The organism is Pantoea sp. V106_11 (assembly GCF_029967885.1).
In the GTDB taxonomy this organism is placed as follows: Bacteria; Pseudomonadota; Gammaproteobacteria; order Enterobacterales; family Enterobacteriaceae; genus Pantoea; species Pantoea ananatis.
Window position 1 is genome coordinate 27519 of the sequence record NZ_JASCAK010000031.1, and the last position, 14115, is coordinate 41633.

A 14115-nucleotide genomic window follows, 5' to 3' on the forward strand; every position below is an offset into this window, starting at 1 on the left:
GGCAACGATCCCTTCCCGTCGATGCCTGACCGTTTCGCCCGTTGCATTTCGGCGCCGTAATGCGTATAAATCTGCTGCATATAGATGTTTAGACGTCCATACGGATGGGATATATGAGCGAGCAGACGACTTCTTCGCAGGATCAATTTAAGCGAACCATGAAAGTTCGCCACCTGGTGATGCTATCGCTGGGCGGCGTCATCGGTACCGGCCTGTTTTTTAATACCGGCTACATTATTTCCACCACCGGGGCCGCAGGCACGCTGCTGGCTTATCTGATTGGTGCGCTGGTGGTATGGCTTGTGATGGCCTGCCTGGGTGAGCTGTCGGTCGCCATGCCTGAAACGGGGGCATTTCACGTCTATGCCGCTCGCTATCTGAGCCCGGCCACGGGCTATACCGTCGCCTGGCTGTACTGGCTGACCTGGACCGTCGCGTTGGGCTCCAGCCTGACGGCGGCAGGGTTCTGCATGCAGTACTGGTTTCCACATGTGCCGGTCTGGCTATGGTGCCTGGTCTTCTGCATCGCCATCTATCTGCTCAACGTGATTTCCACCCGTTTCTTTGCCGAAGGGGAATTCTGGTTTTCCATCATCAAGGTCATCACGATTGTCGCCTTTATCGTCCTGGGCGGCGCGGCCATGTTTGGCTTTATCCCGATGAAAGACGGCACGCCCGCGCCGGGTTTGAGCAATATCACCGCACACGGCTGGCTGCCTAATGGTGTATTACCGATTCTGATGACGATGGTCGCGGTGAACTTTGCCTTTTCCGGCACCGAGCTAATTGGCATTGCCGCAGGCGAAACCGAAAACCCGCAAAAAGTCGTGCCGCTGGCCATTCGCACTACCGTCGCGCGCCTGATCCTGTTCTTTGTCGGCACCGTTTTCGTGCTGGCCGCCTTAATTCCAATGGACCAGGCCGGCATCGTTAAAAGTCCCTTTGTGCTGGTATTTGAGAAGATCGGCATTCCCTGGGCGGCAGATATCATTAACTTTGTGATACTCACGGCCATCCTGTCTGCGGCGAACTCGGGTCTGTATGCCTCAGGCCGCATGCTGTGGTCGCTGGCCAATGAGAACACGCTGCCGCGCGCCTTCGCCCGGGTCAACAAACGCGGGGTACCGCTGCTGGCGATAACGGTCAGTATGATCGGCGGCCTGTTGGCGCTGTTCTCCAGCGTGGTCGCGCCGGATACCGTATTTGTGGCGCTGTCTGCTATCTCTGGCTTTGCCGTGGTGGCCGTGTGGTTGAGCATCTGCGCGTCGCACTATGTTTTTCGTCGTCGTCATGTGCAACAGGGTAAATCGCTGCAGGAACTGGTTTATCGCGCGCCGCTGTATCCGCTCACTCCCATCCTGGGCTTCCTGCTTTGCCTGCTGGCCTGTGTGGGGCTGGCTTTCGATCCCTCGCAGCGTATTGCCCTGTGGTGCGGAATTCCGTTTGTGCTGTTTTGCTATGGCGCTTACCATGTCACGCACAAAAAAACACAGGCTAAGGAGGCCAGGGATGTCGCATAATCCTGTTTCGCGCGCATTACAACAGTCTGCCCCGCTGATTCTTGACGGCGCGCTGGCGACCGAGCTTGAGGCACGTGGTTGCGATCTGGCGGATGCGTTATGGTCCGCTAAAGTGCTGGTGGAGAATCCTGAGCTGATTTACCAGGTGCACTACGACTATTTTGCTGCCGGCGCGCGCTGCGCCATTACTGCCAGCTATCAGGCAACGCCGCAGGGCTTTGCGGCGCGGGGCCTCAACGAAACGCAGTCTCTGGCGCTGATCGCGCAAAGCGTCGAACTGGCTAAACGTGCCCGCGCAGATTATCTGGCGACGCAGGCCGAAGCAAAGATCCTGCTGGTGGCGGGATCGGTCGGACCTTACGGCGCGTTTCTGGCCGATGGATCGGAATACCGGGGGGATTATGCGCTGCCAGAGACTGAAATGATGGCGTTCCATCTCCCACGGATCAACGCATTACTGGCGGCGGGCGTGGATGTACTGGCCTGCGAAACGCTGCCCTCCTTTGCAGAAGCCCAGGCGCTGGTTGCCCTGTTAGGCGAATTCCCTGACAGCCGCGCCTGGTTCTCGTTCACGCTGCGTGATGCCGAACACATCAGCGACGGTACGCCGCTGCGTGAGGTGGCGGCTTACCTCAATGCGCAACCGCAGGTGGTGGCATTAGGAATCAACTGTATTGCGCTGGAAAGCGTTACGCCGGCCCTGCAGCAGCTCCAGCGCCTGACGGACAAACCGCTGGTGGTCTATCCCAACTCGGGCGAGCAGTACGACGCCAGCAGCAAAACCTGGCACTCTGCGCCCTCTGGCTGCACCTTGCATGACAAGTTTAGCGAGTGGCAGCAGGCCGGTGCCCGGCTGATTGGCGGCTGCTGCCGCACCTCCCCCAAAGACATCGCGGCTATTGCCCGGCATTGTCAACCGCAATAAAGCGGCAGAATCGGGCGATGATAGCCCGATTGAGACAGATGAAAAGGTGGGAAGGGCGGTTTACACTGTGCTTCCTGACTTTTATCGGATCCTTCCATGAAACAGCACATTCTGGCGCTTGCCGCCGCGATGCTTCTGAGCGGCTGCGCCACCATTGTTGGCACTGAAACTCAATCGGTTCTGATCGATTCACAGCCGCCGGGCGCGCGTTTTACCGTGCAGGATGAAAACGGCCGCCCGGTTGCGGAAGGATACACGCCGAAAACCGTCATCCTGGAGAAATCCAACCACCGCTACTTTGGCAAAAAACACTATCTGCTGATGCTGGAAAGTCCGGGCTATGTGCCAGTAACGGTGCCAATTGAGGCCCGCGCCAACCTCTGGTATCTGCTGGGAAATATTCCCCTGCTGGGTTTACCCGGTTGGTTACTGGTGGATCCTTTCTATGGCGGCATGTACAACCTCGAGCCAGAGCATCCCAGCCCTTACATGAATCCGGTCGGCGCGCGCGGCTGATTACTGGGCAGTGGGTTTGACCATGCTGCCCTGGGTTTTATGCCGTTCCAGATACTGATGCTGGAAAATGCACATACGGATCGTATTGCGGTACTCGCCATTGATAAAGAATTCGTGTTTTAGCACGCCTTCGATCTCAAAACCGAGTTTGCTGTAGATATGGATCGCTTTCTCATTTTCCTGATCGACAATCAGGTACAGCTTGTACAGGTTGAGGACTGAGAAACCGTAATCCATCGCCAGTCGGGCGGCCTGGGTTGCCAGGCCTTTGCCCTGATGGGTCGGATCGATGATGATCTGAAACTCAGCGCGGCGATGGACATGGTTAATTTCGACCAGTTCCACCATTCCCGCTTTTTGCCCCTCATGTTCCACCACGAAACGTCGCTCGGTCTGATCGTGAATGTGTTTGTCGTAGAGATCGGACAGCTCAACAAAAGCCTCATACGGCTCTTCGAACCAGTAGCGCATGACGCTGGCATTGTTATCAAGCTGGTGCACAAAGTGCAGATCTTCTCTTTCCAGCGGGCGGAGTCTGATGGTCATTATCTTTCCTTACTTAGGCTGGAGCGGCAATGTGCTCAACGATCCGCCCCTGCGCCATGCGGACGGCACGGTCACACATATGGTCAATCACGTCAGGATCGTGACTCACCAGAACCATGGTCAGGCCATCCTGACGCTTGAGATCGTTAAGCAGATTGAGGATTTCAGCCTGTATTGACATATCCAGTGCTGATGTCGGCTCATCCAGCAGCAGTATTTTGGGCTGCAGCAACAGAGCGCGAACAATCGCCACGCGCTGACGCTGGCCGCCGGACAGCTGATGAGGATAACGATCGGCTAACGACGGGTCCAGCCCGACATGGCGAAATCTGTCATCAATACGATCGTCAATGTTATCCTGCTTAAGCAGCCTGAGCGGCTCAGCCAGCGTGCGGCGCAAACGGTGGCGCGGATGCAGGGAAGCATATGGGTCTTGAAACACCATTTGCACGTCCTGGCGCAGCGCACCGGTAAAGGTTTTGCCTGGCTGCACCGGATGCCCGGCCAGCTGCATCTCGCCCTGCCAGTGGGGATTCAGTCCAGCCATAACCCACAGTAGCGACGATTTACCACAGCCGGACGGGCCGACCAGGCCAAAGCACTCACTGGCGTTCACCTGTAGATTCACGTCGTGCACCACCGTGCGGAGATCGTAACCCTGTTTGTGTGACACACTGAGGTTATGCAAATTAATCATTGTGGTTGGCCTCCAGCGCCGCGCGGTCCAGAACCGGCAGTGGTTGTCCATGTGTTGCTTTACTGGGACGGCATGACCACAGCGTGCGGGTGTAGGGATGCGTGGCCTGAGGCAGATCGGCGGCCGGCAGCGTATCCAGCACCCGGCCTTTGTACATCACCATAACCCGCTCGCAGTGTTCCGAGACCTGTTGCAGGTCGTGGCTAATCAGCAGCAGGCCCATGTTGCGTGACTCAACCAGCTGGCGGATCAGCGACAGCACCTGATCGCGCATGGCGTGATCCAGCGCGGAGGTCGGCTCATCCGCAATCAAAAAAGCCGGATCGGTAATCAGGGCGATCGCCAGCATCACGCGCTGGCCCATGCCGCCCGAAAGCTGATGCGGATAGAACTGCATCAGGGCTCGCGGATCGGGCAGGCCCACCGCATCCAGCATATCGCAGACTTTTTCTTTACGTTCCGCCCGACTCAGGCGGCGATGCAGAATCAGCGGTTCTTCAACCTGCCAGCCGATCGTCCGCGCCGGGTTCAGCGCATACTTGGGATCCTGCATCACCATGGCCACGCGATCACCACGAAGCTTACTCCAGCTGCGTTCGTTCAGGGTCAGGGCATTTTCACCGGCGACCTGGAGCTGGGTAGCCTGCAGATGCAGTGACGGCGACAGCAGTCCCATCAGGGTTCGTGCAGTAAGCGATTTGCCGGAGCCAGATTCGCCGACCAGCGCCACGCGCTCACGCCCGATGGAAAAGCTAATGTTATCGACCAGCGTCGCGTCGTCGCTGCGGATGCTGAGCGACTCTACCAGAATGTTATTTTGCATGTCGGGTATCCAGTCGGTCACGCAGGCCATCGCCTGTCAGGTTAAAGGCCAGGCTGGCAAACAGAATGGCCGCGCCGGGTGCAGCAGCGACCCACCACTGGTCAAATATGACCTTACTGCCTTCTGCCACCATTGAACCCCACTCGGCGGTCGGCGGTTGCACGCCCATGCCAAGGAAGCCCAGTCCGGCGGCCGCCAGAATAATCCCACCCAGGCTGAGTGCGGCGCGCACCACCGCGGTGGGCAGGCACAGCGGCAGAATATGGCCGAACATCAGGCGAAAACCGGTAATCCCCTGCATTCGAGCCGCCGCCAGATAGTCGCTGCGGCGCAGCGCCAGGGTTTCGGCTCGTGCCTGGCGGGCAAACGGAGGCCAACTGGTCAGCGCCAGAGCCAACGCGCCGTTCATCAGTCCCGGTCCCATCATTGCGACCAGCGCCAGCGCAATCACCAGGTTGGGCAGCGACAGAAAAATATCCGTAATGCGCATTAATACGCGCTCGGTCCAGCCGCCTGCGTAACCCGCGGTGATCCCCACCAACAGGCCAACCGGAATGGTCAGAACCAGGATCAGCGAAACCAGCAGCAGCGTAGGGCGCGCGCCATAAATCACTCGGGAGAGTAAATCGCGACCAAATCCATCGGTGCCGAACCAGTGTGCAGCCGAAGGGGGCAGCAACCGGCTGGCGATGGTTTGCAGATTCGGATCGTAGGGGGCAATAAGCGGGGCCAGCACTGCCATCAGAATCACAATCGTCACCAGCGTCAATCCAATGGTTAACGAGGTGATGCGGCGACGGGGTCGCACCGTTTCAAGTTCAGTGAGTTGTTGCGTCATCGTGTTCTCGGGTCGGTTAACCAGGTGAGGGCATCCGCCAGCGCGTTAATCAGGATAAAGCAGCCGCCGATCAGTAAGGTGGCGCCTAAAATCGCCGGCACATCGCCAGAGAAAAGCGCATTGGTCATGTAGCGCCCCACGCCGGGCCAGGCAAATACGGTTTCCGTCAGGACCGAGCCTTCCAGCAAGGTCGCGTAAGAGAGCGCAATCACGGTAATCAGGGTGCCGAGCACGTTAGGGAAAATATGGCGCAACAGAATGCGCCCCCGTCCCGCGCCTTTGGCTCGTGCCAGCACCACATACTCTTTGCTGCTCTCTTCCAGCAGCGCCGCGCGCAGCAGGCGGGTGATGCCTGCCATCGCCAGCAGGCCCAGGATCACCACCGGTAACCATAAGTGCGCCACCGCATTCCAGAATATTTCCCGGTCACCCGACAGCCAGCTGTCAATCAGCACGAAGCCGGTTTTCGGCTCCAGCGTATAGGCCCAGATATCATCCAGCCGCCCCGGTCCGGCAGACCAGTGCAGAACCGCATAAAACAGCAACAGGCCCAGCAGGCCCAGCCAGAAAACCGGCACAGAGTAGCCCAGCAGGGAGATAAAGCGGGCGACGTTATCAATCCAGCTGCCGGGTTTCCACGCGGCAATCAGTGCCAGTGAAACGCCAAAGATGACGGCAAAAATCATCGCGCAGGTCGCCAGCTCGATAGTGGCCGGAAACGTCTGAAGCAGGTCGCTGCTCACCGGCTGGTTGGTCAGGCGGGATACGCCGAGATCGCCGCGCAGCAGGTGTTCAATGTAGTGCCAGAACTGCATCAGTACCGGCTGATCTAATCCCAGATCGTGACGCACCTGCGCATAGGTCGCTTCGCTGGCATGATCGCCAGCGATTTGCTGTACCGGATCGATAGGGGACAGATGCGACAGCATAAAAGTGAACGCCAGCAAACCCAGCAGGGTGATCGCCAGCGACAGCAAGCCTGATGAAAGGCGGCCAACGCGCCGCCAGACATGCCGGGCGGGCCCGGCAGAAGAGGCAGACTGTGCCATTACTTCGTTACCTGCGAGTAGTAAACCATGTCCGGGTTAATGCCCTGAACATAGCCCTTGAGGTTATCGCGCAGGGCGATGAGGTTTTTCGCCTGCAGGCCAATCACATAAGGCGAGCTTTTCAGCACTTCACGCTGCATGGCCTGATACAGCTCAACGCGTTTTTTCGGATCGCTTTCAGCCGTTGCCGCCAGCACCTGTTTGTTCAGCTCCGGAATGTGCCAGTCGGAACGGTAAGCAATCGTCTTGCTGCCATCTTCCGGGTTATAGGCAAATGACGCGGCGTTGGTGTTCGGATCAAAGTAGTCTGCGCCCCAGGCGTTGATCGTGCCTTCGTAATTATGCGCTTTGACGCGGGTCGAGACTTCAGAACTCAGTCCCGGTAACACTTCCACTTTCACGCCGCCCTTGGCAAAGCTGCCCTGCAGGGCCTGAGCGATATCCAGGTAGGGAGGCTGATTGCTGGTAGACAGGGTGAAGCTGACGTTAGTCAGGCCGGCCTTTTTCAGAATCGTTTTGGCTTTTTCAGGATCGTAACTGTAGGGGTTGTCGTTTAATGCACCCAGAAAACCTTTCGGCAGAAACGTCTGGTGCACATCGAACTGGCCTTTCAGCAGCTGTCCGGCAATGCCCTTGTAGTCAAACAGGTAGCGCGCGGCTTCCCAGAAGGCCGGATTTTTTAAGGCGGCGTTGTTTTTGTTGCCGATGTTGAACTGAATGTAATACAGCGAGGCCATCGGAATGGCTTCGGTTTTCACACCGCTTTTGCCCTGCAGCGAGGCGATCTGATCGGCCCCCAGGTTACGGGCGATGTCTGCATCACCTTGCTCAAGCAGCAGACGGCGGGCCGCGGGTTCCGGCACGTTCTTGATCAGAATATTTTTGATCTTTGGCGCCCCGGCTGGAGAGGTCGGATTGGCGGTCAGGATCACGGCCTGGTGCATCACGACCTTGCGAATCTGATACGGGCCGCTACCGGCGGAGTGCGTGGCCAGCCAGCCGTTCCCCAAATCGCCTTTTTCGGCGTGCGCGCTAACGGTTTTTTCATCGACGATGGAGGATACCGGTGCTGACAGCAGGCTCAGCACATAGGCCGGGCTGACGTCGGCCGTCCAGCTGATTTGCACATGGTCGTCATCGACCTTTTTCAGGAAGCTATCCACATTATCTTTATTCCAGCCGAGCTGGGTAAGAATAAAGGAGGGATCCAGATTCAGTTTCACGACGCGACCCAGCGAGAAGATCACATCTTCCGGACGCAGTGGATTGCCGCTGGAGAATTTAGCGTCTTTACGCAACGCAAATGTCAGGCTGCGTTTGTCACTGCCTGGCTGCCAGGACGTTGCCAGCGTGGGTTTTAAATCAATTGGGTTCTGCGGGTCGGACTGGACCAGCCGCTGATAAATATTGGTGAACGCCTGTACGCTGGTGAGTTCAAATCCCTTCGCCGGATCGAAGCTGTCGGCATCATCGGTCGATTGCACCACGACTAACGTATCTTTTGGTGTGGCAGCATTGACGCTAAAGGCGGTGGCCAGTGACAAGGCCAGTAGTGATGGAATTATTTTTTTCATGGAAAATCCTTGCCTGAGAAAGTAACGCGAGTGTACGAAAGGGCTCATGCAAAGAATAGTCCATTATCGGCTAATGATATGCAAAAAAGTTATAACAAATGCAGCCCGGTTATAAGACGCAAACAAAATGGCTGTGCGAAACAGAAACGGTTAATAAACGAGATGGCGATTGAACGGTTATTTTCCTTTACCCGAAGGGCCCGGCGTTTATACTACGTGAAAATATTTGCAGGAGTCATACATTGGACAGTCACCCTAAACGCGATTTAACTCCGGCAAGCTAACTGCATTTCGCTGCTTGCCACACGGCGGGCAGCAATCCCTTCTTTAGATCACGATTGCTCTCCTTGAAATTAACGCTGTAGTCACCGCGAGAGCGCGCTATGTTGATGTATATTCTGGCACTTTTTCCTCCGCCTCGACAGGCGTAGCTGCGGGCTGCGCACCCTTTCACTTTCAGCTTTCTTTTGCTTTGCGTTTATTTCGCAAGGCCCGACATCTGTCGGCCTGATATTACGGCCGCAGGGTGGGAAAAATAACTTTTTCTAAGAGACGGGCTGATTCAATAAACCGGTAATCACCGGAAAACCAGGCATGCATTATTTGGCATGCAGGATATCTGTTGCTTTAAATCAGGGAGATGTCGACATGAGCGACATGAAACTCGAACAAGCCGCGATGGCTTACCATGCGCATCGTGCAGCAAAAAAATCAAACACCCCTTATGCCATTGAACGTGAAGCACGTTATCGCACCGATGTGACGCTGACGAATCTGCACAGCAGCTTTGAGGGGCTGACCCATGCGGAAGCCAGCGCGCGGCTCAATGACTATGGTCGTAATGAAGTCATGCATGAGAAGGCGCCCTCTGCGTTTATCCAGCTGATTACGGCATTCAATAATCCGTTTATTTATGTGCTGATGGTTCTGGCACTGGTGAGCTTTATAACGGATTACTGGCTGCCGTTGCGGGCTGGTCAGGAAACCGATCTCTCGGGCGTAACGATTATTCTTACCATGGTGACGCTGAGCGGGCTGCTGCGTTTCTGGCAGGAGTTTCGCACCAATCGTGCCGCTCAGGCGCTGAAATCTCTGGTGCGCACTCAGGTGACCGTGCTGCGTCGTGAAGAGGGCTGTGCAATCTCCCGGCGCTACGATATCGATATGCGCGAACTGGTGCCGGGGGATGTCATTTTACTGAGCGCGGGCGATCTGGTGCCTGCCGATGTGCGCCTGCTGACCTCACGCGATCTGTTCATCAGTCAGGCGATCCTGACCGGGGAATCTCTGCCGGTAGAAAAAAACGATCTCAGCGCAGGCGTGGAGATTGAAGAGCAACCCGGTCGCAGCGTGCTGGAGCTGAAAAACAGCTGCCTGATGGGGACCAATGTTGCCAGCGGCACGGCCAGAGCGTTAGTGGTCGCCACCGGCAGCGAGACCTGGTTTGGTTCGCTGGCGGCCTCTCTGTCAGGCCGCCGTCCACAGACATCGTTTGACCGCGGCGTGAACAGCGTTTCCAGACTCCTCATCCGTTTTATGTTGGTGATGGTGCCGATTGTCTTACTGCTGAATGGCTTTACCAAGGGCGACTGGATGGATGCCATGCTGTTCGCGCTGGCCGTTGCGGTGGGCCTGACACCGGAAATGCTGCCCATGATTGTCAGCGCCAATCTGGCAAAAGGCGCCATTGCGATGTCCCGCCGCAAAGTGATTGTTAAACGCCTGAACGCCATTCAGAACCTGGGAGCAATGGATGTGCTCTGTACTGATAAAACCGGCACGCTGACACAGGACAATATTTTGCTGTCGGCGCATCTCAACGCTAACGATGAAGAGGATGCCCGCGTCCTGCTGCTGGCATGGCTTAACAGCAGCAGCCAGAGCGGTGCGAAAAATTTGATGGATCGCGCCGTGCTGAAGTTTGGTGAGCAAACGCTGTCTAAAGCGCAGTGCAGCCAGTTTCAGAAAGTGGATGAGCTTCCTTTCGACTTCGTTCGTCGTCGTGTCTCGGTCATCGTGGAGGATTTGCAAAGCCACCGCCCGTTGCTCATCTGCAAAGGCGCTGTAGAAGAAATGCTGGCGGCGGCGACCACGCTACGTCAGGGCGATACCACTCTTCCACTGTGCGAGCAAAAGCGCGCAGAGCTGCTCGCGCTGACCCGGCATTATAACCAGCAGGGTTTTCGTGTGCTGCTGGTGGCCACGCGTGAGCACGGGATATCGGTGCCGCTCAGCCGTGAAGATGAGTGCGAATTAACGATTGAAGGCCTGCTGACATTCCTTGATCCGCCTAAAGAGAGCGCGGGCAAGGCGATACAGGCACTGAAAGACAGCGGAATTCGCGTTAAAGTGCTGACCGGCGATAATCCCCTTGTGACGATGCGCGTCTGTCAGGAAATCGGGCTGGCTTCAGAAGCCATGCTGACCGGTAATGAAATCGAGGCCATGAGTGACGACGAGCTGCGCCGGGACGTCGAGCGCTGCATGATCTTCACCAAACTTACGCCTCAGCAGAAGTCACGCGTGCTTAAATTACTGCAACAGAATGGACATACCGTTGGCTTTCTTGGCGATGGCATTAATGATGCGCCCGCGCTGCGCGAGGCGGATGTCGGCATTTCGGTCGACAGCGCGACGGATATTGCCAAAGAGTCATCCGACATTATTTTGCTGGAAAAAGACTTAGCGGTACTGGGCGAAGGCGTACTGAAAGGGCGTGAGACCTTTGGCAATATCATCAAGTACCTGAACATGACGGCCAGTTCGAATTTCGGCAACGTGTTTTCCGTGCTGATAGCGAGTGCGTTTATTCCTTTTCTGCCCATGCTCTCTGTGCAGTTACTGATTCAGAACCTGATGTATGACGTCTCTCAGTTGGCGTTGCCCTGGGATAAAATGGATCGCGAGTTTCTGCGCAAACCGCGTAAATGGGATGCGGGTAACATCAAACGTTTTATGCTGTGGATGGGGCCAACCTCTTCCATTTTCGATGTCACAACCTTTGCGCTGATGTGGTATGTGTTTGGCGCCAATCACGCCGGTGCGCAGTCGCTGTTCCAGTCCGGCTGGTTTGTTGAAGGTTTACTGTCCCAGACGCTGGTGGTGCACATGTTACGGACGCAGAAAATCCCCTTTGTTCAGAGCTGTGCCCGGTTACCAGTGCTGCTGACCACGCTGGGTATTTCCGCCGCCGGTATTCTGCTGCCGTTCTCGTCGCTTGGCGCAATGGTCGGGTTAGTGCCCCTGCCATGGCACTATTTCCCCTGGCTGGTGCTGACGCTATTCAGCTACTGCCTGGTCGCGCAGGGAATGAAAATGTTTTATATCAAACGTTTCGGCCGCTGGTATTAATCTGCCTGCAGGAATAAACCGATAACGTCATAAACAACAGGTGGATGCCGAAACCGCGTTGGCAAGGCATCCACCGCCCGCCGTACTCTCCCCGCATTGCTGCCGATCGCGCACTTTGTTTTGGATCAATCCGTCGAAAGTGATGCCATAAATGTAAGCAAGCTATTGGTCATTCCCTCTCTCCCGCCAGATTTCTCTGATACAATTTGCACATTATTCACCGCGCCAGCGTCGGGGGATCTTGAGGTGAGCCGGTATGGGGCAGGCCGCGTTCACTGCCGCGGGTGCAGGTTGTTAACCACCTGAACCTGCGATCGCCTCGACGAGGGCCTGGTCCTGCCGTAGCGAATTCCGCATTCACCGTTTGTGTGCCTTCGCGAGCCATTGCGCTTTTGTCCCATGCCGATAAGGGTTTATTGCCACGCATGTGTTGCTTATTGACTAAACACGCAGTTTGTTGCCGGAGAACAGGATGCAACAAACGGAGTATGTGATTGACGATTTGGTGCGGTTTATACCGGCTCAGGGCCTGCTATGCCTGGTGGATTCCAGCGAGACCAGCGTGCCGCTATCGCCTGCCTGCAACCATTTACTGGAAATGTTCCTGAAAAGCGCCGGCGTCGTGCTGGCCCGCGAGCAGATCCTGGATAACTTCTGGCAAGAGACGGGCGCAACGCCTTCTTCCAACAGCCTCAATGCCTACGTTTCCGCCATTCGACGCGGGCTGTCTTCACTGGGCATAGAGCAGGAGGCGATTACCACGGTGTACAAGGTGGGCTTCGTTTTCAATCCCGCCATTCGCATCCAAAAATCGGCCCTCCAGCCCCCAAATCCCGGGGGCGAACCGGCGTCCACTTCCACATCCGTTACGCGACGCAGCCCGCGCGCCTACTGGCTGTCTGGCGGTTTTATCTTGCTGTTACTCGGCGTGCTTCTTCTTCCGCTGCTTCTGAAAGAGAAAAGCATCACGCCCGTCAGCGTCGCCCGGCTGGACGGCTGTGACGTCTTTTATCTTCCCGTTCACCCCGGTGAATCGACCTTTCCTGCTGAACGCGTGTGGCACAAGCTGATTGCAGACAGCGGAATGGCGTGTCAGAAGGGCGGTCGGTATATGTTTTATGTGGACAGAAATGTCACGGCAGGACACAGCGGCAACGTCTATGTCTCCTACTGCGTGAGAACGAAAGACGAAAAAATAGCGTGCTCAAATTATACCGAGCTGGGATGGAGGCCAGATAATGATAAACCCTAAACGACGCCTCGCCTTATTGCTGTGCCTCATCATTGCCCTGGCGGGCGTGGTCATTTATGCCAGCTATTATTACGTGCGATCGCACAGTGACATGTTTGAATTTACCTGCGCGGCTAATTTACAGCAGCGCGATGCCGCCACTGACTTTCATCTGGACGCCAGTTTTGTGCTGACGCTGCGTTATTCTGGCGACGCAATGGTCTCCGTTGATGGCATCGTACATAAAAATGGCAAGGATTACGTATTAAGGCGTAATGCCGAATTCCACTATTCACCTTATATTCAGTCTCTGTATAAACTCAATCATTTCACCCTTCATCCGGGTCTGCGGGATAATGTTCCTGACAGCGTATTGAATACCAACTTCTCCTATCTTTATATCAGCAAAATAACCGGTATGAACGATGCCGTACTTATCGGTAGCCGTGTATTGCCACTGATTGTCTGTCACACCCGCTAACGGATTGACCGGACGGGCACGAGCTTGCCTGCCGCTCGCCTGTCCTCATTCTTCTTGCCTCACCGCTGCCTTTGTCTGGTTTATTATTTTGTGTTTATTTATAAATTCAGAGTATTAAATCTAAAAACAGGCATGGATAAGTGTTTGTGGTTGCCTGAGGGCGGTAATTGTTAAATTGCATCGTCGGTTAAGATTGCGGTCGGTTGTGGCAGAGAGCCGTCGCCGATACGCGCTTATACAAGCGTTTGATTTCGAAAATGAAGTCGGATTTTTACCTTACGGGGAGCCAGCGATGAAAAATTTAGCTTATAAAATTCAGTGTGAGGCGAAATGGAATCAGCTTCAGGAAACGGAAAAAAAACCAAAAATGAAAGATGTGATGATGTGCCTGATAAAGCGCCAGGCGGAAGGAATAATGACTCGTGATGTCGCGGATGAATGCGATATGTCTATTTATGCTGCGCGAAACTGGTTATTGAAACTGGAAAACAGTGGTTTATTAAAAAAAGAACCCGGGCGTAAATCCTGCAAGTGGTTCATCCTCTGAATTTTAATTATCTTATT

The 14115-nt window shown here is 55.5% G+C and carries 13 protein-coding genes; 7 read left to right on the plus strand and 6 right to left on the minus strand.

Annotated elements, in window-relative coordinates:
* The first annotated feature begins 113 nt into the window (after nucleotides 1–113).
* The 3 genes from mmuP to QLG08_RS15405 all read left to right on the plus strand — a co-directional run bounded on the left by mmuP (nucleotide 114) and on the right by QLG08_RS15405 (nucleotide 2961).
* Nucleotides 114–1520 carry an S-methylmethionine permease gene (mmuP, locus tag QLG08_RS15395; protein WP_014605203.1) on the plus strand — a complete coding sequence of 469 codons (1407 nt, stop codon included), beginning with the start codon at nucleotides 114–116 and terminating at the stop codon, nucleotides 1518–1520.
* The gene (mmuM, locus tag QLG08_RS15400; protein WP_024471358.1) at nucleotides 1510–2445 is read left to right on the plus strand and encodes a homocysteine S-methyltransferase; all 936 of its coding nucleotides are present in this window, start codon (nucleotides 1510–1512) and stop codon (nucleotides 2443–2445) included. The genes mmuP and mmuM overlap by 11 nt, the downstream gene beginning before the upstream one ends.
* A 96-nt stretch (nucleotides 2446–2541) precedes the next feature.
* Nucleotides 2542–2961, plus strand: a complete 420-nt coding sequence (locus tag QLG08_RS15405; RefSeq protein ID WP_019106310.1) for a hypothetical protein — start codon at nucleotides 2542–2544, stop codon at nucleotides 2959–2961.
* Here the strand turns inward: QLG08_RS15405 and speG are convergent, their stop codons facing one another.
* Genes speG through QLG08_RS15435 form a run of 6 tightly spaced genes read right to left on the minus strand, consistent with a single transcriptional unit; the run spans nucleotide 2962 to nucleotide 8488 of the window.
* Nucleotides 2962–3507 (minus strand): spermidine N1-acetyltransferase, encoded by a 546-nt coding sequence (gene speG / locus QLG08_RS15410; protein ID WP_013026855.1) that lies wholly within the window; start codon nucleotides 3505–3507, stop codon nucleotides 2962–2964.
* 13 nt (nucleotides 3508–3520) lie between these two features.
* Nucleotides 3521–4204 carry an ABC transporter ATP-binding protein gene (locus tag QLG08_RS15415; RefSeq protein WP_015699659.1) on the minus strand — a complete coding sequence of 228 codons (684 nt, stop codon included), beginning with the start codon at nucleotides 4202–4204 and terminating at the stop codon, nucleotides 3521–3523.
* A complete protein-coding gene (locus QLG08_RS15420) occupies nucleotides 4197–5027 on the minus strand; it encodes an ABC transporter ATP-binding protein (RefSeq protein WP_022623562.1) in 831 nt (276 codons plus the stop codon). Before QLG08_RS15420 ends, QLG08_RS15415 begins: the two co-directional genes overlap by 8 nt.
* Nucleotides 5017–5865 (minus strand): ABC transporter permease, encoded by an 849-nt coding sequence (locus QLG08_RS15425; RefSeq protein ID WP_024471357.1) that lies wholly within the window; start codon nucleotides 5863–5865, stop codon nucleotides 5017–5019. The genes QLG08_RS15420 and QLG08_RS15425 overlap by 11 nt, the downstream gene beginning before the upstream one ends.
* Nucleotides 5862–6914, minus strand: coding sequence for an ABC transporter permease (locus QLG08_RS15430; protein WP_013026851.1), 1053 nt, complete (start codon nucleotides 6912–6914; stop codon nucleotides 5862–5864). Before QLG08_RS15430 ends, QLG08_RS15425 begins: the two co-directional genes overlap by 4 nt.
* The gene (locus QLG08_RS15435) at nucleotides 6914–8488 is read right to left on the minus strand and encodes an ABC transporter substrate-binding protein (RefSeq protein WP_064374209.1); all 1575 of its coding nucleotides are present in this window, start codon (nucleotides 8486–8488) and stop codon (nucleotides 6914–6916) included. Before QLG08_RS15435 ends, QLG08_RS15430 begins: the two co-directional genes overlap by 1 nt.
* Before the next feature lie 648 nt (nucleotides 8489–9136).
* On the opposite strand from QLG08_RS15435, the gene mgtA reads away from it, so the two are divergent.
* The 4 genes from mgtA (at nucleotide 9137) to QLG08_RS15455 (ending at nucleotide 14098) form a co-directional block, all read left to right on the plus strand.
* On the plus strand, nucleotides 9137–11839 hold the full coding sequence (gene mgtA, locus QLG08_RS15440) for a magnesium-translocating P-type ATPase (RefSeq protein ID WP_014605209.1): 2703 nt from the start codon (nucleotides 9137–9139) through the stop codon (nucleotides 11837–11839).
* 472 nt (nucleotides 11840–12311) lie between these two features.
* Nucleotides 12312–13091 (plus strand): winged helix-turn-helix domain-containing protein, encoded by a 780-nt coding sequence (locus QLG08_RS15445; protein WP_029569077.1) that lies wholly within the window; start codon nucleotides 12312–12314, stop codon nucleotides 13089–13091.
* Nucleotides 13078–13551 carry a hypothetical protein gene (locus QLG08_RS15450; RefSeq protein ID WP_013026847.1) on the plus strand — a complete coding sequence of 158 codons (474 nt, stop codon included), beginning with the start codon at nucleotides 13078–13080 and terminating at the stop codon, nucleotides 13549–13551. The genes QLG08_RS15445 and QLG08_RS15450 overlap by 14 nt, the downstream gene beginning before the upstream one ends.
* A gap of 292 nt (nucleotides 13552–13843) precedes the next feature.
* On the plus strand, nucleotides 13844–14098 hold the full coding sequence (locus QLG08_RS15455; RefSeq protein ID WP_019106315.1) for a FaeA/PapI family transcriptional regulator: 255 nt from the start codon (nucleotides 13844–13846) through the stop codon (nucleotides 14096–14098).
* Nucleotides 14099–14115 lie beyond the last annotated feature (17 nt).

Bases quoted from the DNA above. Each gene is read 5' to 3' on its own strand.
- mmuP (WP_014605203.1), top strand. From the start codon at position 114: ATGAGCGAGCAGACGACTTCTTCGCAGGATCAATTTAAGCGAACCATG.
- mmuM (WP_024471358.1), top strand. From the start codon at position 1,510: ATGTCGCATAATCCTGTTTCGCGCGCATTACAACAGTCTGCCCCGCTG.
- QLG08_RS15405 (WP_019106310.1), top strand. From the start codon at position 2,542: ATGAAACAGCACATTCTGGCGCTTGCCGCCGCGATGCTTCTGAGCGGC.
- speG (WP_013026855.1), bottom strand. From the start codon at position 3,507: ATGACCATCAGACTCCGCCCGCTGGAAAGAGAAGATCTGCACTTTGTG.
- QLG08_RS15415 (WP_015699659.1), bottom strand. From the start codon at position 4,204: ATGATTAATTTGCATAACCTCAGTGTGTCACACAAACAGGGTTACGAT.
- QLG08_RS15420 (WP_022623562.1), bottom strand. From the start codon at position 5,027: ATGCAAAATAACATTCTGGTAGAGTCGCTCAGCATCCGCAGCGACGAC.
- QLG08_RS15425 (WP_024471357.1), bottom strand. From the start codon at position 5,865: ATGACGCAACAACTCACTGAACTTGAAACGGTGCGACCCCGTCGCCGC.
- QLG08_RS15430 (WP_013026851.1), bottom strand. From the start codon at position 6,914: ATGGCACAGTCTGCCTCTTCTGCCGGGCCCGCCCGGCATGTCTGGCGG.
- QLG08_RS15435 (WP_064374209.1), bottom strand. From the start codon at position 8,488: ATGAAAAAAATAATTCCATCACTACTGGCCTTGTCACTGGCCACCGCC.
- mgtA (WP_014605209.1), top strand. From the start codon at position 9,137: ATGAGCGACATGAAACTCGAACAAGCCGCGATGGCTTACCATGCGCAT.
- QLG08_RS15445 (WP_029569077.1), top strand. From the start codon at position 12,312: ATGCAACAAACGGAGTATGTGATTGACGATTTGGTGCGGTTTATACCG.
- QLG08_RS15450 (WP_013026847.1), top strand. From the start codon at position 13,078: ATGATAAACCCTAAACGACGCCTCGCCTTATTGCTGTGCCTCATCATT.
- QLG08_RS15455 (WP_019106315.1), top strand. From the start codon at position 13,844: ATGAAAAATTTAGCTTATAAAATTCAGTGTGAGGCGAAATGGAATCAG.